At 43.5% G+C, this 18,445-nt stretch carries 15 protein-coding genes; 3 read left to right on the top strand and 12 right to left on the bottom strand.

Annotated elements, in window-relative coordinates; all coding sequences use genetic code 11:
• Positions 1-223 precede the first annotated feature (223 nt).
• Positions 224-856, bottom strand: a complete 633-nt coding sequence (locus tag SWOO_RS11490; RefSeq protein ID WP_041418120.1) for a YchE family NAAT transporter — start codon at positions 854-856, stop codon at positions 224-226.
• 796 nt (positions 857-1,652) lie between these two features.
• On the opposite strand from SWOO_RS11490, the gene adhE reads away from it, so the two are divergent.
• Positions 1,653-4,253, top strand: coding sequence for a bifunctional acetaldehyde-CoA/alcohol dehydrogenase (gene adhE, locus SWOO_RS11485; RefSeq protein WP_012324865.1), 2,601 nt, complete (start codon positions 1,653-1,655; stop codon positions 4,251-4,253).
• 176 nt (positions 4,254-4,429) lie between these two features.
• Here adhE and SWOO_RS11480 read toward each other — a convergent pair whose 3' ends face one another.
• The 6 genes from SWOO_RS11480 to SWOO_RS11455 form a co-directional block, all read right to left on the bottom strand.
• Positions 4,430-4,858 (bottom strand): hypothetical protein, encoded by a 429-nt coding sequence (locus SWOO_RS11480; RefSeq protein ID WP_012324864.1) that lies wholly within the window; start codon positions 4,856-4,858, stop codon positions 4,430-4,432.
• Positions 4,859-4,894: 36 nt separating this feature from the next.
• Positions 4,895-5,359, bottom strand: coding sequence for a toxin-antitoxin system YwqK family antitoxin (locus SWOO_RS11475; RefSeq protein ID WP_012324863.1), 465 nt, complete (start codon positions 5,357-5,359; stop codon positions 4,895-4,897).
• 12 nt (positions 5,360-5,371) lie between these two features.
• Positions 5,372-5,677: a TM2 domain-containing protein gene (locus SWOO_RS11470; protein ID WP_012324862.1), complete on the bottom strand. Its 306-nt coding sequence runs from the start codon at positions 5,675-5,677 to the stop codon at positions 5,372-5,374.
• 162 nt (positions 5,678-5,839) lie between these two features.
• Positions 5,840-6,274 (bottom strand): IS200/IS605-like element ISShwo2 family transposase, encoded by a 435-nt coding sequence (gene tnpA / locus SWOO_RS11465; RefSeq protein WP_012323117.1) that lies wholly within the window; start codon positions 6,272-6,274, stop codon positions 5,840-5,842.
• Positions 6,275-6,443: 169 nt separating this feature from the next.
• The gene (locus SWOO_RS11460) at positions 6,444-8,621 is read right to left on the bottom strand and encodes a malate synthase G (RefSeq protein WP_012324861.1); all 2,178 of its coding nucleotides are present in this window, start codon (positions 8,619-8,621) and stop codon (positions 6,444-6,446) included.
• Between the two features lie 246 nt (positions 8,622-8,867).
• The gene (locus tag SWOO_RS11455) at positions 8,868-9,812 is read right to left on the bottom strand and encodes a LysR family transcriptional regulator (RefSeq protein WP_012324860.1); all 945 of its coding nucleotides are present in this window, start codon (positions 9,810-9,812) and stop codon (positions 8,868-8,870) included.
• Positions 9,813-9,925: 113 nt separating this feature from the next.
• On the opposite strand from SWOO_RS11455, the gene SWOO_RS11450 reads away from it, so the two are divergent.
• Positions 9,926-11,509 (top strand): isocitrate lyase, encoded by a 1,584-nt coding sequence (locus SWOO_RS11450; protein WP_012324859.1) that lies wholly within the window; start codon positions 9,926-9,928, stop codon positions 11,507-11,509.
• Between the two features lie 379 nt (positions 11,510-11,888).
• Positions 11,889-12,863, top strand: coding sequence for a DMT family transporter (locus SWOO_RS11445; protein ID WP_012324858.1), 975 nt, complete (start codon positions 11,889-11,891; stop codon positions 12,861-12,863).
• 30 nt (positions 12,864-12,893) lie between these two features.
• Here SWOO_RS11445 and yjjG read toward each other — a convergent pair whose 3' ends face one another.
• The 5 genes from yjjG to SWOO_RS11420 all read right to left on the bottom strand — a co-directional run bounded on the left by yjjG (position 12,894) and on the right by SWOO_RS11420 (position 18,225).
• The gene (yjjG, locus tag SWOO_RS11440) at positions 12,894-13,568 is read right to left on the bottom strand and encodes a pyrimidine 5'-nucleotidase (protein WP_012324857.1); all 675 of its coding nucleotides are present in this window, start codon (positions 13,566-13,568) and stop codon (positions 12,894-12,896) included.
• A gap of 55 nt (positions 13,569-13,623) precedes the next feature.
• Positions 13,624-14,112 (bottom strand): AAA family ATPase, encoded by a 489-nt coding sequence (locus tag SWOO_RS11435; RefSeq protein ID WP_012324856.1) that lies wholly within the window; start codon positions 14,110-14,112, stop codon positions 13,624-13,626.
• A 9-nt stretch (positions 14,113-14,121) separates the two neighbouring features.
• Positions 14,122-14,694, bottom strand: a complete 573-nt coding sequence (locus SWOO_RS11430; RefSeq protein WP_012324855.1) for a GDYXXLXY domain-containing protein — start codon at positions 14,692-14,694, stop codon at positions 14,122-14,124.
• Positions 14,694-16,031: a DUF2157 domain-containing protein gene (locus SWOO_RS11425; protein ID WP_012324854.1), complete on the bottom strand. Its 1,338-nt coding sequence runs from the start codon at positions 16,029-16,031 to the stop codon at positions 14,694-14,696. Before SWOO_RS11425 ends, SWOO_RS11430 begins: the two co-directional genes overlap by 1 nt.
• A gap of 139 nt (positions 16,032-16,170) precedes the next feature.
• Positions 16,171-18,225 (bottom strand): dipeptidyl-peptidase 5, encoded by a 2,055-nt coding sequence (locus SWOO_RS11420; protein ID WP_012324853.1) that lies wholly within the window; start codon positions 18,223-18,225, stop codon positions 16,171-16,173.
• Between the last annotated feature and the right edge of the window lie 220 nt (positions 18,226-18,445).

The raw sequence follows: 18,445 nt of genomic DNA, 5'->3' as shown, positions 1-18,445 counted from the left end.
TCTTATTCACAATCCCAGACAGATAGAGGATGATTTAGCCTAGTTTATTCTGATTAAGCCTCCTCCTCTTTCCTTCTTTAGTCGGAGTCCTGTCATTCTTTAAGGCTTATGCTGAGGTGAAAGTCGTAGCAAAGCGGAGATTAGAGAGAAATGAGAGATGGTGGAGGTAGAAAGCAAAACCGCACTGCGATGCAATGCGGTTAATATAGATGAGTTTAGAAGCCTAGCCCATTAAGCTTGGAAACAGCCCCTTAAAACCTGCGGCTATGACCTCAATACCAATCGATAACATCAATAGACCCATCAAACGTGTGATGACGTTAATCCCAGTTTTACCTAATAGCTTAAAGATCACTGGCGCCATTCTAAACAGGATGAAACTGGTTAAGCCAAATAAAATAACAGTCACCGACATGCCAATATGGTTCATTAAGGTATTGTTTTCAGCAGCGGAGACAATAACCGAACTGATCGCACCTGGGCCTGCCATCAATGGAAGTGCTAATGGAACAACAGCAACAGACTCCATACCCGACGCTTCCCTATCCTCCTCCTGATTACGCTTAACCTCACCGAGTTTACCTTGAAGCATCGACATCGCGATAATCGCAATCAAAGATCCACCAGCAATGCGAAACGCAGACAGTGAGATACTGAACATATTCAGAATATGTTGACCAGCAAAAATAGTCACCAATAAGATAACCACCACGGCAAAGTTGGCCACTTTACCCGTTTGATTGCGCTCAACCTCTGTTTGGTGACTGGTTAAACTCACAAAAACCGGCAACAAGCCAACCGGGTTTATAATAGCGACTAATCCCAGAAAAAATTTAACATACAGTGTTAAATCCAATTCCATATCCTCAAAGTAATAATACCATTTAGTATAAAGATGTTGTCACTCAGCGAGAACTTAGCGCTTTTGAGACAAGGCAGCGAGTGAAGGGCATAGTTGCTCTACGCTCAAGCTCGTTGACGTAGTATTCAGAAGCGCTAAGACTCGCCTTTTAGGAGCGTTTTAGGCTGCCTACTTCTTCGTTGAATAACTTCCCAAGGGAGCCACCATTACTTCAGTTATCCGCCTCGAACTAGTTTGCCTAAAACCGCTCTGAGCTGACGACTTTCTTATACTAATTGGTATAAATAGTAAAAGTTATCGTATCGACACTACGAAAGGCGCTACTTTACCCTATGAATGACCCGTGGAAAAATGAGATTTTTTAGCCTATTTCACACTTTCAGATAATTTATATTTATCCGATGGCCACAAACAACAAAAAAGAGAGATATTCTACGATTAAACTCAAAACAGCATAAATGTAAACGGCAATATCATGGCTTCTAAGCGAGGATCCTAATAAAAATCTGGTTAACAAAAACAGGCGCCTGGCCACACGCCCAGCCTCAATAAGCGCAACAAAGCTGTCACACAAGGCTTTAATATTCCACGCTGGTGGTCTTAAACTAACGACTGCTCATCTAATATGCAAACAAGCATTAACAACGTTATTTAATTACATTTACAGGTGGAAATGTGGTTAAGATCACGGTTAACATGCCCCATTCGGTGTAACTTTCCTTCATAGAGAATGTTTAGCCAAAATAATTAACCAAATGACTTTGCCTAAATTTTTTCGAGGATACTCATTATGACTGTGTCAAACGAACAAGAGTTAGACCTTCTTGTCCAGAGAGTTGCTGATGCCCAGGCTGAGTTTGCCAGCTTCAGTCAAGAACAGGTTGATAAGATATTCAGAGCCGCCGCACTGGCCGCTGCTGATGCGCGGATCTCGCTCGCTAAGATGGCTGCTAATGAAACAGGCATGGGTGTGATAGAAGATAAAGTGATCAAAAACCACTTTGCTTCCGAGTATATCTACAACAAGTATAAAGATGAGAAAACCTGTGGGATCTTAAGTGAAGATCACACCTTCGGGACAATCACCATCGCCGAGCCTGTCGGCATTATCTGCGGTATCGTTCCAACCACCAACCCGACCTCTACCGCTATCTTTAAAGCATTAATCAGTCTCAAGACTCGAAACGGTATCATATTCTCTCCACATCCACGTGCCAAAGAATCAACCACTACCGCTGCGCGAATAGTACTCAATGCAGCGATTGAGGCGGGTGCTCCAAAAGATATTATCGGTTGGATTGACCAACCAAGTGTAGCCCTATCAAACCAGTTAATGACCCACGAGAAGATAAACCTTATCTTAGCAACCGGTGGGCCTGGTATGGTTAAAGCCGCCTACTCCTCAGGTAAGCCAGCCATTGGTGTTGGCGCGGGCAATACACCCATAGTTATCGATGAAACCGCCGATATTAAACGCGCCGTCAGTTCAATCTTGATGTCAAAAACCTTCGATAACGGTGTTGTTTGTGCGTCTGAACAAGCAGTCGTTGTTGTTGATGAGATCTATGAATCAGTCAAGGAGCGTTTTGCAACCCACGGCGGCTATATATTAAGCACAGATGAAGCCGCAGCAATGCAGAATGTCATCTTAAAAAATGGTGGTCTAAACGCCGATATCGTAGGACAAAGCGCGGTAACCATCGCAGCCATGGCCGATATTACAGTGCCAAAATGGACTAAAGTGCTTATTGGTGAGGCTGAAGATATCTCTGATGCCGAAGCCTTTGCCCATGAAAAGCTCTCTCCACTGCTTGCTATGTACCGCGCCAGTGATTTTGAAGACGCCCTAGACAAGGCAGAAGCTTTAGTTACCCTTGGTGGTATCGGTCACACATCTGGATTATATACAGATCAAGACACCCAGACTGAACGTGTGATGGCGTTTGGTTTTAGAATGAAAACAGCCCGTATTCTGATCAATACGCCTGCTTCACAGGGCGGAATTGGTGACCTGTATAACTTCAAACTGGCACCATCCCTAACCTTAGGTTGTGGTTCATGGGGTGGTAACTCTATTTCTGAAAACGTAGGGCCAAGTCACCTTATCAATAAAAAAATGGTCGCTAAGAGGGCTGAAAACATGTTGTGGCATAAGCTTCCTTCATCTATCTATTTCCGTCGCGGTAGTCTACCTATTGCACTTGAAGAGTTAAGTGATAAGAAACGTGCCCTTATCGTTACAGATAAATACCTGTTCAATAACGGCTACTGTGATGAGACCCTTAAGATTCTTAAGGCTCAAGGCCTAGAAACGGAAGTTTTCTATGAAGTTGAAGCCGATCCCACCTTAGCCATTGTCCAGCAAGGTGCAAAAGTGGCTCAAAGCTTCCAGCCAGATGTGATCATCGCTCTTGGTGGTGGCTCACCAATGGATGCCGCCAAGATAATCTGGGTACTCTATGAACACCCTGCTGTGGACTTTGCCGATCTAGCGCTGCGTTTTATGGATATCCGCAAACGTATCTACAAATTCCCTAAGTTGGGCGTAAAAGCGCAGATGGTAGCGATACCAACCACTTCTGGTACGGGTTCAGAGGTCACGCCTTTTGCGGTGGTAACCGATGAGAAAACAGGCATGAAATACCCTATTGCCGATTACCAGCTCACACCCAATATCGCCATTGTCGATCCAAACTTAGTCATGGATATGCCTAAGTCTCTTACAGCCTTCGGGGGGATTGATGCCGTTACTCATGCGCTTGAAGCTTATGTGAGTGTGATGGCCAACGAATTCAGTGATGGTCAAGCGCTACAAGCACTCGATCTGCTATTTAAGTATCTACCTGACTCCTACACATTAGGTGCGGCGGCCCCCGTTGCGAGAGAGAAGGTACATAATGGTGCAACGATAGCAGGTATCGCCTTTGCAAACGCCTTCTTGGGGATCTGTCACTCTATGGCCCATAAACTTGGCGCCGAGTTCCATCTTGCCCACGGCCTTGCCAATGCACTATTAATCAGCAATGTTATCCGCTTTAATGCGACTGACATGCCTACGAAACAGGCAGCCTTTAGTCAATACGATCGCCCTAAAGCACTATGCCGTTACGCTAAAATTGCGGAACATTTAAACTTAGCTGGAAATACAGATGAAGAGAAAGTCGAAGCACTACTCGAAGCAATTGATCAACTCAAGGCGACGATTGGCATTCCGGCTTCAATTCAAGAGGCTGGCGTCAACGAAGCCGACTTCCTCGCCAAGCTTGATGAGTTAGCCGAAGATGCATTCGATGATCAATGTACAGGGGCTAACCCAAGGTATCCGCTCATTGCTGAGCTAAAACAGGTGCTACTCGATAGTTTCTACGGCAACAAATACAGTGATAAATGATATAGGCATGAGAGTGCTTTAAAACAAACTGCCGAGCAATTGCTCGGCAGTTTCATTTTAATGGGCTAGAAAGCCACATTAGGAGTGGCCTAGTATTAGGGGAAGCCTTGGGAAAGTTGGAGTTAACGCTGGGGGATGTGATTATCAGCCATAGTAAATATTAAATAAACGGACCACTAGACATAATTCGAAGAGTCGTTGATCGTCATTTTGAGCCAGACCGACTGCCACCGTTCAAGCTTATCTTTTGGCATCAATAATTTAGGAGATACTTGAGTCGCACTTTGAAGTTGCTGATGATGGGAGAGCAAACTAGAGTTCAATGCACCTATCAGCTTACCTTCTAACTTAACGCTGACAGCAATCACAGTGTGGCAAGTTGCACATGTGAGAAAATCTGCTTGATTGGAGCCCTGTCGCTGTATCTCTATAGGTTCAATGCAATCAATATCTAAACTACCTCTTGGATCAGAAAGATAAGCGATCCCTCTAGCAATACAAAAATCACAATCACAGGCTCGTGGGCTATATTGCTCTATTGGATCTGGAAGCCTTATCCTTACCTTTACCCCTGCACAGGAACATGCTCCATGACTTGTAAACATAATTTAATCCCTTAAAAATATAACCAACTTTACAATTTACAGCGTGTAATACTGTTCGTGTTTTAGTTTTCCTAGCTCAAACTCCATGGTGTGTCTTAACTCCCCACTAGGAAAATACTCTTTAATTGATTTAGCCCTACCCTTTTGATCATAATGTGTCTCAGACTCCAACGCACCTGAATCATAAAAGCTCTGACTTAGCTCTATTAATTTGCCGTGGTCAAACATCTTTCTACTCCACAGCACACCGTTATCATGATAAAGCAGTGACTCGCCATGGGTTAAGCCATCAGCATCAAATCTCATTTGAGACATTTTCTGACCATTTTTATAATAGTGGCACCATGGGCCGACTTTAACGCCGTTAATACATTCACCTTCACCGTAAAGCCCCCCATTAGTCTCTTTAAGGCTCGCCATACCAGTAAAGAGCTGCATCGACTTAAGCGTTCCTGTGTAAACCACCTCACGATCTCTTTTTATGGTCCATTTTAATCTCATGCCAGCTCCTATTTATTCAGCTCCCCAATCTTTTACCCACTCGCCGTTCTTTCTGCGAAACATAGATAGTCCATGTTTTAAGTCATTTCCACGACTATCCTTACGAAAGCCAGTATCTTTACCTAAGCTATAAGCAAATGCATCGAGCAGTAAAACTGCACCATCAAAAAACCACCATATACCAAGACCACCAAGTGTAATTGCCTTAAGGATACCTAAGCCTATAAAGCCAAGGTAAAACCTATCTAAACCTAATAAACCAAATGGTGGAAAAGTAAGTAGTAATGCGATCAAACGGCTCTTATTTTTAACTTCCATATTATCCTTATGATTCCAATAGATGGCACGTCAAAAGCAACGGACCAAAGAGAATAATATCAAAACGCACACCCCAAACCAAACTAATGACTAGCTTAAAAGTAAAGAATCCACCTTCTGAAGAAGGTGGCTTTGTATTAGCCCCCTAAAAGGGGGCGTTATCTACTTCAAATCTAATTGCGGCTGCTCCTGTTTTTCAACCTTTTCTTGATGCCTTACATATCTTCGAATCACTTCCTCATTAATCCCCACTGTGTCAACAAAGTAACCTCTTTGCCAAAAGTGATTTCCCCATAGCTTATTTTTCCGAAGATACGGATACTTGCTAAACATTTTCAAAGCAATTTTACCTTTTAAAGCACCCATCAACTTTGAAATCGATAGCTTCGGAGGAACTTTGATAACCAGATGTACATGGTCTATTTGTACATTCAACTCTACAACCACACACCCTAACTGCTCACTATAGACATGAATACATCGGTAAACATCTTTTCCTAACTTATTCTTTAAAATCCTAAACCTATACTTAGGTGTCCAAACTATGTGATATTGACATCGCCAATACACATGCGATGCTTTCTCATATCTACTCATGTTTTTTATCCTCTATTACTTCGCTAAAAGTTAGAGTTCAATTAACATGAGTAGATATTCAGGCAAAGCCTAATTGATGATAACCACCTACTGAAGTAGGTGGTTTAGGGCTGAAAACAAAAAAGAGCCATGACGTACGCCACAGCTCTCAGTGTCGATAGTCGTTAACTTAGCTCGCTTTAGCCTCGATTCGGTATGCGTGTAGCAAAGGCTCTGTATAGCCAGATGGCTGCTCCTTACCTTCAAAAATCAGATCACAAGCCGCTTTAAAGGCGATGCCATCGAATTGTGGTGCCATAGCTTGATATTCATTATCAGCACTATTTTGACCATCAACCACAACAGCCATTCGCTTAAGTGAGGCAAGCACTTGCTCCTTTGTACAGATCTTATGCTCAAGCCAGTTAGTAATATATTGGGAGGAGATCCGCAGTGTCGCCCTATCCTCCATCAATCCAACATTATTAATATCTGGCACTTTAGAGCAGCCCACACCTTGATCTATCCAGCGCACCACATAACCTAAAATACCTTGAGCATTGTTATCTAGCTCTTTCTCAACCTCCTCATGGGTGAGCGAAGCTGGATTTTCAAGTAAGGGGATCGTTAATATATCATCCAAACTTGCCCGCTCTCTTTGAGCTAGCTCTTTTTGTCGCTCAAGCACATTGACTCTATGGTAATGAATTGAGTGCAAACTTGCGCCATTTGGCGATGGAACCCAAGCAGTGTTAGCGCCGGCGTTAGGGTGCCCAATCTTCTGCTCAAGCATTTTGGCCATCTCATCTGGCATGGCCCACATACCTTTGCCTATCTGAGCACGTCCAGGCAAGCCACATGCTAAGCCAATATCGACATTCCAATCTTCATAAGCATTGATCCAAGCTTGCTGCTTCATCATAGATTTAGGCACAAATGGCCCTGCCAGCATCGAGGTGTGGATCTCATCGCCAGTTCTATCGAGAAAACCTGTGTTGATAAATACCACACGATCTTTGGCAACTCGGATACACTCTTTAAGGTTCACGGTAGTACGACGCTCCTCATCCATGATCCCAAGCTTAATGGTATCTCGAGACAACTTAAGGGCATCCTCAATACGGGTAAACAGCTCACAAGTAAATGCGACCTCTTCAGGCCCGTGCATCTTAGGTTTCACAATATTGACAGAGCCTACACGGCTATTTGAACGACCATTATTATGACCTTGAAGATCATGTATGGCGGCAAGCACTGTTACCATGCCATCTAAAATCCCCTCTGGGATCTCTTTGCCATCTTTGTCTAGTATCGCGTTGTTTGTCATCAGGTGACCCACATTACGAACAAACAGTAAGCTACGTCCGGGCAGGGTCAACTTGCCCCCTAAAGGTGCTTGGTAATCTCTGTCTTGACTCAGCTCACGGGTAATCGTTTTACCGCCTTTGTTTAGCTCAGCATTGAGGTTACCTTGCATTAGGCCGAGCCAGTTTTCATACACTTCACACTTATCTTCAGCATCGACCGCAGCGACAGAGTCTTCACAATCCATAATGGTGGTTACAGCCGCTTCCACCAGCAGGTCTTTAACATTGGCAGAGTCCTGTTTACCAATACGATGATCTTTATCTATCTGGATCTCCACATGCAGACCATTATTTTTCAGCAGAACAGCCGATGGGCAGATCTTGTCACCTTGGAAACCGACGAACTTCTCAGGCTCCTGCAGGCCAGTATCGCAGCCATCGAGTAAAGTCACAAGTAACTTCCCCCCAGCCACTTGATAATGACGGGCTTCACTATGGCTACCTATGGAAAGTGGCGCTAATTGATCTAAATGTTGCTTTGCAAATGCAATAACTTTATCACCACGAACAGGGTTATAACTTGAACCTAGCTCAGCCCCGCCCTCTTCACTGATAGCATCAGTGCCATAAAGTGCATCATACAAACTTCCCCAACGTGCATTAGCTGCATTAAGGGCAAATCTGGCATTTTTAACAGGCACAACTAACTGAGGACCAGCTTGTTCTGCTATTTCAGTATCAACATTCTCTGTCTCTATTGAAAAGTCTGGACCAACTTTCACTAGATAACCTATTTCAGTTAAAAACTCTTTATAGCTATTAAGATCGAACTGCTGCTGGTTTGAGTGTTGATTTAGATGCCACTCATCTATCTTAGCTTGTAGCTCATCACGCTTTTGAAGTAGCGCTCTATTTTTAGGCGTAAGATCACTCACTATCGCTTCTAACTGACTCCAAAAGCGCTCCGCGGTGATCTCCGTTCCTGGAAGGATCTTGTCATTGACCAGATCAAATAGCACTTGTGCCACCTGTAAACTGCCAACCTGCACTCGTGATGTCATAGCCGAACTCCCTTCTGATATTTAGTCTCTGACTGCTAAAATAAAATCTCTACACTCAGTCTATCCCACCTAGTTCTATTACTAAAATTTATCGTATTTATGATTGGCATTCACAAGAGTAATAATGCTGTTTAACAATTTAAAAACGGTCAATGATACGGGCTGCCTCTGTGATGAGTTCATGCATCCACTTATGGGTGGGCTTCTGTTATAGAGAGTGCTGCAACAGCATAATCCCTGTTCAACTTAAAAACGGTCAATGATACGGGCTGTTTCTGTGATGAGTTCACGCATCCACTTATGGGCAGGGTTATGTTGTAGTAGCGGACTCCAAGCCATAGTAAGCTCAATGGGCGGGATATCAAAAGGCGGCGGTATAATCGACACTCTACTGTTATCTTGTTGTAATCTAGCCATTTTACTAGGCACTGTTGCGATCAGATCTTGTCTCTCAGCCAATGAACTTGCAGCCTGATAGTGGCGAGTAAATACAGTGATCCTGCGTTTTGCCCCTATTTTAGCTAATGCTTCATCAACCCAACCGAGACGCTGAACATCATCAGGATCCATCCCCACGCCAATCCCCATACCGGTTTTACTCACCCAAACATGGTGAGCATTTAGGTAGTTTTCTAGGTTAAAGTTTTTCAATACATCGTGATTACGATTAATTAAGCAGCTAAAACTGTCTTTCCAGAGTACTTTTTGATGAAAAGAGAGTGGAATACTATCAAAACGGTTAATCACCATATCCACCCGTCCCTGCTCCACATCGGGAAAGTTAACATCACTAGGCGTCATAATATCTAAAATCACTTTGGGAGCTTCATTGCGTAACCTAGCGATTAATAAAGGTATTAATGTTGCCTCTGCATAATCTGAGGCCATCATACGAAACACCTGTTCACTTTCGCGGGGATTAAACTTGGCTTTGGGCTCTACAGCTTTCTCTAAACCTACTAATAGCTCACGGATCACAGGTTTTAGTTCAGATGCACGCTCTGTGGGCGTCATCCCTTTACTAGTACGAATAAGCAGAGGGTCATCAAACAGGACACGTAGCCTTTTAAGGCCATTACTCATTGCAGGCTGACTTATTCCTAATTGATCTGCTGCTCGCGTGACATTTAACTCTCTTAGCAAAACATCAAAATACACCAACAGATTGAGGTCGACTCTAGATATATTCATAAAACAAATACCGAAGATAATAAGTATAAATTAGACTAATTATGGCCAGTATTACTATTATTTTTAACGGAAGCAATCATTGTTAAACATTTTTAGTTTGGAAGGGACTTACCATGTCAAATTACAGAGCAGATATCGACAGCGCTACAACATTAGTTGAGAAAGAAGGTAGCGCATGGAATGCAATTAATCCTGAGTCAGTAGCTCGTATGCGAGCTCAGAACCAGTTTAAGACGGGTTTAGACATAGCTAAGTACACTGCTAAAATCATGCGTGAAGATATGGCAAATTATGATGCCGATAGCTCGCAATACACTCAGTCTTTAGGTTGCTGGCATGGCTTTATCGGCCAGCAAAAGATGATCTCTATTAAGAAGCATCTGTTAACCACTAAGCGCCGTTATCTTTATCTATCAGGTTGGATGGTTGCTGCACTGCGTAGTGAGTTTGGACCGCTACCTGATCAGTCTATGCATGAGAAGACATCGGTTGCCAGTTTAATCGCCGAACTATATACCTTCCTACGCCAAGCTGACGCCCGTGAGCTAGGTGGCCTGTTCCGCGAGCTTGATAAAGCTCAAGGCGCAGAGAAAGATGCAGTACAAGCTAAGATAGATAACTTCGAAACACATGTCGTACCAATTATTGCCGATATCGATGCAGGTTTCGGTAACGAAGAAGCCACCTATTTAATGGCTAAACAGATGATTGAAGCTGGTGCATGTTGTATTCAACTTGAAAACCAGGTTTCTGATGTTAAGCAGTGTGGTCACCAAGATGGTAAAGTGACTGTTCCACATGTTGAGTTTTTAGCTAAAATCAATGCAGTTCGTTATGCCTTCCTTGAGCTAGGTATCGATGATGGTGTTATCGTTGCCCGTACTGACTCACTAGGTGCAGGACTTACACAGAAAATTGCAGTAACTGCTGAGCCAGGTGATTTAGGTGATAAGTACAACTCTTTCCTTGAAGTTGAAGAGGTGGCTACTGATAACCTTAACAATGGTGATGTTGTCTTTAAGCGCGGTGACAAGTTAGTTAAACCATCACGCCTTCCAAACGGCCTATTCAAGTTCAGAGCTGGTACAGGTGAAGAGCGCTGTGTATTAGATTGTATCACTAGCTTACAAAATGGTGCCGATCTGCTTTGGATTGAAACAGAGAAGCCACATGTTGCCCAGATTGGCGGTATGGTTAACGCTATTCGTAAAGTTATCCCGAATGCTAAGCTTGTGTACAACAACTCTCCATCGTTCAACTGGACACTTAACTTCCGTCAGCAGATCTTCGATGCAATGAGTGAAGCAGGCCAAGATGTATCAGCCTATAACCGTGCTGATTTGATGAATATCGATTACGATGGTACTGAGCTGGCTGTTCAAGCTGACGAGAAGATCCGTACTTTCCAAGCCGATGCTGCACGTGAGGCGGGGATTTTCCATCACCTAATCACACTGCCGACATACCACACGGCTGCGCTGTCTACCGATAACTTAGCTAAAGAGTACTTCGGTGATCAAGGCATGCTAGGTTATGTTGCTAATGTTCAACGTAAGGAGATCCGTCAAGGTATCGCCTGTGTTAAGCACCAAAACATGGCAGGTTCTGATATGGGTGATGACCACAAGGAGTACTTCTCTGGAGATCAAGCGCTTAAAGCTTCTGGTAAAGACAACACAATGAACCAATTTGGCTAAAACTGCCACAGGAACAAAACAAAACCGGAATAGCAATATTCCGGTTTTTTTATTTTCAATAAGTGAAATCTCTCAATAAATTAAATCATTGTATTGACACACACCACTTCAACCTAGAGTATATGAAGTTCATATTTTAAACGGCTAATATTCAACAAATGAACTCCACTTTTTCTCAAAATTGTCCACTGCAAACCAATATGGTTCGACTACTCGTCGATACTGTATGGCAAAAGCTGCCGCGGATAAAATGGAAGTCATAACTCTGTAAATATCACCATTTTAAACCGCATGAGTCAGCAATGCGGTTGTCTATCCCCTCTTCTCGCATCGCCCTCAAGCACTATTTCCCTATATTATAACGAGGAGCGAGATCAACATGTCAGAGCCTGCATCACTAAAAAAGCAAGATAACACTATCGCCTCATCTGGCTTGTCAAAAATGGTGCCCGTTGCATTTCTAGCCGTTGTGATCATTTGGTCCACAACGCCACTGGGGATAGTCTGGAGCAGTGAGTCTGTTCACCCAAGCATGGCCGTGTTGCTGCGAATGATCATCGCTTTGCTGCTTGGTAGCTTCATTCTTCTTATCGCCAGAATTCGTTTACCTCTGTCTAAAGCTGCGCTAAAACTCTATGGCGTCTCATCCATCGGTATTGTTGGCGGAATGCTACTGAGTTACTTTGCAGCTAAATACTTAGCTTCAGGCACCATGTCATTAATTTTTGGACTCTCACCGTTACTCTCAGGGCTGCTAGCCCAGAAGATCCTCAATGAGCCTAAATTTGGTCCCATGCGATCCATCTCTCTGGTGGTCGCTTTTATTGGGTTAGGAATTGTCTGCTCTTCAAAAATATCGTTAACTTCTGATAGTTGGATTGGCTTAGCTTTGGTGTTAGCCGCTGTATCTCTCTTTAGCTTAAGCGGAGTGTTAATCAAGACCGTTAAGATCAATATTCATCCCATCGCCAGTACAGTGGGAGCCTTGATGATATCAACCCCTATGTTTGCACTGGCTTGGATACTGTTTGATGGCACCCTACCCATTGACAGTTGGAGTGAGAGATCTCTCTATGCCATTCTTTACCTTGGTGTCTTTGGCTCTTTGATAGGATTTATCGCTTATTTCTATATTTTGCAAAACCTCAGCGCCAGTACCGTTGCCTTAGTGACACTCATCACGCCGGCTTTTGCCATGATGCTAGGGGCAAGACTTAATGGTGAGATCATCACCTCTGCATTAATCTTAGGCGCAATTTGTGTTTTACTCGGCCTCACCTTGTATCAATTTGGCGATAAACTATTAAATAGATATAGACCGAGTTATCAAGTAGATAGAACTGAAGAGGGTTAGTAGCCTATGCAGCCTTCTGTAGAAGGCTAGTTAACTTAATAGTAACCTATGCAGCTCTGTCAAAGATTTAACTTCATAGTGGGGCGTGATCCCATCTGGCCTCTCCTGCTCTGTTGCATTGAGCCAGCAAGTATCTAACCCAGCATTCAAGCCACCTAAAATGTCTGAATGCGGGTTATCCCCAACCATTAATACTTGGCTTCGCTCCGGATTATTCATCCGTGTTAGCGCATGATCGAAGATACCAACATCTGGTTTCGCAATTCCCACCTCTTCAGAAATAATGACGTGATGAAATGCGTTCAGCAGGCCTGTTTTCTCTAAACGTACTGTTTGCAACTCAGTAAAACCATTAGTGATAATGCCTAGGCTCGCTTTACCGGCTAAATCCTCAATCAAGGTTTTTGCCCCAGGTAGCAGATCGCATATCTCCGCCATCGCCTTTAGAAATTCACTATTGAGGTGTTGAGCCGTCACGCCTATCTTCTCCCCCCACTCAATAAACCTTTTTGTCTGTAGCTCGGCTGCGCTAATCACCCCATCTTGATAATCCACCCAAAGTGGTTTATTCACCCTTTGATAGATCTCAAAATCAGTTAATGTAAAATCGATATCGAAACCGCTAAACATCAGTTTAAGGCCCGCAAATGCATCGAAATGAAACAGGGTTTCATCGGCATCGAATAGAATCCATTGGTATTGCATCTAAGGTACTTCTTATTGATTGAAAAAAATTAACCTAACTGTTAATCAACCCCGACTATACATTTTCTATTAGTCGGGTTTTCTTACCTGTATAGCGGCCAAAAAAAGCATTATGGCTTAAGTGAGAAAACTCATCCTCTCGATGATAATACTGACTTATCCACTCAAGTAACATAACCAAGTTGGCATCTTGGGCATCTTTGCTCTCATATTTATGGGGCTCCCAGGGACGAGATCTCGCATTAGCAATACACTTGTCCACATCCAAGTCCATAAATATCAACTCTGTCGCTCTATCACTGACTAAGGCCACCAAATCAATGTAACAGCCCTCGATAACCCATGAGTCCTTCTCGGCAATAAACCGCTCTAACTCTTGCTTAGAGTTATGCAGTGGCATTCGCAGCGGAGCCTGATCATCTCCCATTGGTTGCCAAGCCAAGGTATCAAGATCCAGATGAGCCAATCCCTCACTCTCACATAATTGCTTCGCTAAGGTTGATTTTCCAGAGCCTGAATTTCCAAAAATTATCACTCGCCTCACTTTGCCTCCTCAATCATCGGGATACTCATCACATGATTTTGCAATACATATAAAACCTACAGCTCTAGCTTTACCAGATCCAGAGATAAAGACCTCGACTTGGGCAGTACCCGTACCTTGCATCTCTTTTTCTACCGCCAACGCTTTCTCTTTTGGCATAAAGAAAGCTTCAATGCCGTAATCGATGCTGAGCACTTCACCATAGTGACTCCGAACACGGCCGCGAATAAAATCCCCTTCACTAGGCATATCACGTGTTACCTCTTTGGCTTGCCACAAGCCAGAGTTCTCCTCAAGAGTAAGATAAACCACACTGCCTAATTTAAAGGCTTCGGCATCTTTACGCTCAACCCTGCTGATATCATAATTAAGTCGCACATAGTTACCTCGAAACAAACTTCTGGGATCCACAGGCTGAGTTTTTAATACCACCGCCTTGCCAGTCCAAATTGGCCAAACAGCACCTAAATACTCCACGCACAACACTGAAAGCTGAAACAAAATAGTCAAGAACAAGCCAATCTGGACAAACCTTTTGCTTGGGCTGCCTTTTCTTAATAATGGCGTCACTAAACTCTCCATTACTCGCCCTCCCTAACTTGTGTATCATCGACTTTCGTAACTAACTTTAGGTGATATTTCCAATACTTAGCTGCAGCCATCAAGATAGCTGCTGCGACCATAAAGAGAATTGCCCCACCTATATAGTCACCAATAAGATCAAAGTAACGGAAAAAAGCAGTCAACAAGAGAGTAACGACACCGGTATAAAAGTAGTGGGTTTGTGTCTGATCTATCCCTCTGCGGATCAATAGGATCCCCATAACAACTAACATTAAGTTTGTTGCAATTGCGGTGATCAGCTCCATATTATCGAACGCTCCCACTAAGGCGAAACACAAGACAAAATAGAACGTCATTAAGATAGCTGGCGTTGAGGCATATAAACCACTTTTTCTCGATAATCCCCAAGATAAACAACCAAAAAGAAGCAAAGTGGTAATACCTAACAGAGACAGCCAGTCAAACCCCATCGGGTAATCTTGCCATACTCCCTCAAAGCTCAGAACTAGCAGTGTAATAATGGATCCTCTTAGCAGCCAGATATGAGTCACTAGCCCATACTCCTGCCAATCATGATCTTTAGATCTCATTAACCACCAAGCCAGACCGTTAAGCAATATACCGATCGCAATAGAGAGTGGCAGCTGCTCTTCAAAAAGTTCGAAATAACCTGCACCACCCATCGCCCAAGCCAATGCTAAATTAAACCAGGTAACCAGAGCTGCAATGCTGCCAACAAACAGTAACCGAGATGTTTTTTTGAACAGGGTTAACCAGAGAGTCACCACTGCAAATATAGGATAGAGTGCGGGGAAAAAATCCTCCCCTGTTTCTACCATGGCCCAAATAGTGGCTAGTGTGAAAGAGAGTAAGGCTAATAGCCTACTCTGAGTGAAAATGACCAGAGGTAAGATACCCGCAGCCCACCAGAATATACCATCGGGAAAATGTTCACCTAAGTGATATATTTGAGCGACCAGCATGATACTGGTACCGTAACTGATCCCGCCAAAAAACAGCCAGATTTTACCAGCCTGCTCTCGGCCTGACAGAAAAAGTTTGCTACCAATGACACCACAACTGAAGGTCAATAACAGCAAGCCTGTGGTGCGTATGACTCTTGGGATCTCCTCCCAGTTATGGGACACAATAAGGATCAAGGCTAACCCTAAAAACAGCGCACCAAGTGACATTAATAGGTAGTAACCGAAGGAGTTTTTATTGGGATCTTCATCTAATGATTCACCATAGCGGGCTAAAATAGCACTCGCCTGAGCATCGGACACTAGCTCATCGCGCACCCAATCTCGAGCTTCATGGGCAAGTTCCTTTTTAAAGAGGTTGATCAGCCTCATTGTTTATTCCTTATCACATTTAGTTTCATCAAGATTCAAATTCAAGATGACATTTACCCACAAAAAAGGCCAGCATTTAGCTGACCTTTTGTTTAAAGCTAATTATCCCCAAGCTACCTCACGATGTTTGAGTATATGCTTATTTTTTCTCAGTCCAGCGATCCATCCAGCCCAGAACATTGGCATACCACTGCTCAAGATTATCTGGGTTTAAGATCCAATGATTCTCCTCTGGATAGATAAGCAGTTCAGACGGAATGCCTTTGCGCTGCATAAAGCTAAACGCCGCTAAACCTTGGCCATAAGGAACGCGGAAGTCCTTCTCACCATGGATAACTAACATAGGCGTTTTCCAGTTCTCTACATAGTTAACTGGGTTGAACTTTTCATATAGCGCTTTGTTATCTTCGTAGGTGCCACCAAACTCATACTCAGGGAACCATAGCTCCTCAGTGACATAGTACATAGAGCGCATATCAAATAGGCCAGCGTGATTAACTAGACAGTTAAAGCCGTCACTCCAGTTCCCCTGGAACCAGTTCATCATATAGCCGCCATAGGAACCACCTAAGGCACAAGCGCGATCGCCATCTAACCATTTCTGCTGTTTAGTGACTGCCGCTAAGCCTTTTTGAAGATCTTCAAGTGGCTTTCCTCCCCAATCTTTTGAGATTGAATCAGTAAATGCTTGGCCATATCCGGTAGAACCATGGAAGTCGATCATCACCACGCCATAACCAGCGCCAGCCCATAGCTGTGCATTCCAGCGACTGCTGAATGAGTTACCAAACGAGCCTTGCGGTCCACCGTGAACGAGAAAAGCTATTGGGTATTTCTTACCCGCTTTATAATCGGTCGGCTTAATCCAGTAACCGTGAACCTCTTCGTTATTCCAGCCCTTAAAGCTAAACTGTTCGAACTCACCAAACTTTATCTTAGCTAGGTTCTCTTTATTCACATCGGTAAGACGTTTAAGGCCCTGCCCATCAAAACTGATAGAGTGGAGGTCTCCAGGCTGAACCAAGCTTTTATGATTGAAGATGATCTTGTCATTGTTGACGCCAACGATGCTGTTACTGCCATCATTAAAGACTGTTTTTACGTCACCAAACTGCGTATTAACCTCAAAAATGCTAACTTGGCCGACATCTTGTGCAGTCACGTACAAGGTACGATTATCTTTGCCAAAAGAGAGTGAGCTAGGGCTCCTGTCCCACAATGGGGCAACCTCTTTCTCCTGGCCTGTCACAGTGTCACGTAACATAATTCGGTAACGGTCGGCTTCAAAACCTGGTTTTGTCATTGCTAAGTAAGCTAAGTAACGTCCATCGGCTGAGTAAGTTGGATGTGAATCCCACGCCTTATTCGCTTCAGTTAAATTAACCGTCTTGCCGCCAGTCACAGGTACCTGCCATAGATCATAATTAGTGATCCAAGCTTGATCTTTACTTGGCGCTTTTGCACTGTAAACCACATACTTACCATCTGGCGTGAAAGTCACCTCCTCCATACCTGAAAATGGCTTTGGCGGTGTTTCGGTGTCCAAACCTGCGGTGACATCAACAGCGGTCGAGATCTTCTTACCGTTAAGGTTGGCAACAAACAGGTGACTGCGAGAGTGATCGCTCCAGGTGTCCCAATGTCTGACCATTAACTGCTTATATTCACGTCCCGTTGATTTACGCTCCGCTTCGGCCTCAAACTTGTCTTTTGAGCAAGCAAGATCTTTACACTCAGGGAAGACACGCATGTTCAGTACAACTTGCTTACTGTCCTGTGAGAGTTTAAAGCCTTCAATATCCAGTGGCAGATCAGAGATCTGAATCGCTTCGCCACCGGAGAGTGATAGAGAGTAGAGTTGGCTTGAGCCATCACGTCCAGCTAAAAAATACAGGGTTTTATCGTCAGCCGAAAAAGCAAGGTTGTGCTCAGTACCCGCCGCTGAAGTAAGTTGTTTAGCTTTACTGTCTGGGTTTGTTAGATCTTGAATGTAGAGATCAGAGCTGGCTTCACCTTCACTATCAAATTTTTTGACAGCATAAGCTAATTTATTGCCATCATTGGAGAGTGTTGCAGAATGAAGCTTGTTGATTTTGACTAAGTGCTGAACCGTAAAGTCCTCAGTTTTAGAGGCTTGAACAGTACTTACTACCCCTGCGCCTGCCAGCGCAAGTATGAGTGCAGATTTTTTCATTATTATTATCGTCTTTGTTGATTTTAGTTTAATTTATAAGCGACTTAATCACACTAAGTCACTTCTTGCTTATAAAGAAAATCGGAAAAATAACCCGCTAAAAAGCTTATCGATTTCCCTAACAATCCTCAGTTTTGGGCAGTAATACCCTTAACTAATCGTACTTTTGATAATCAAGAAGCACATTATCCAAATAGCAAGGCTTAGGCAAGGCACCTAA

This window comes from Shewanella woodyi ATCC 51908 (assembly GCF_000019525.1).
In the GTDB taxonomy this organism is placed as follows: Bacteria; Pseudomonadota; Gammaproteobacteria; order Enterobacterales; family Shewanellaceae; genus Shewanella; species Shewanella woodyi.
This window is presented reverse-complemented; position numbering and strand designations above follow the sequence as displayed.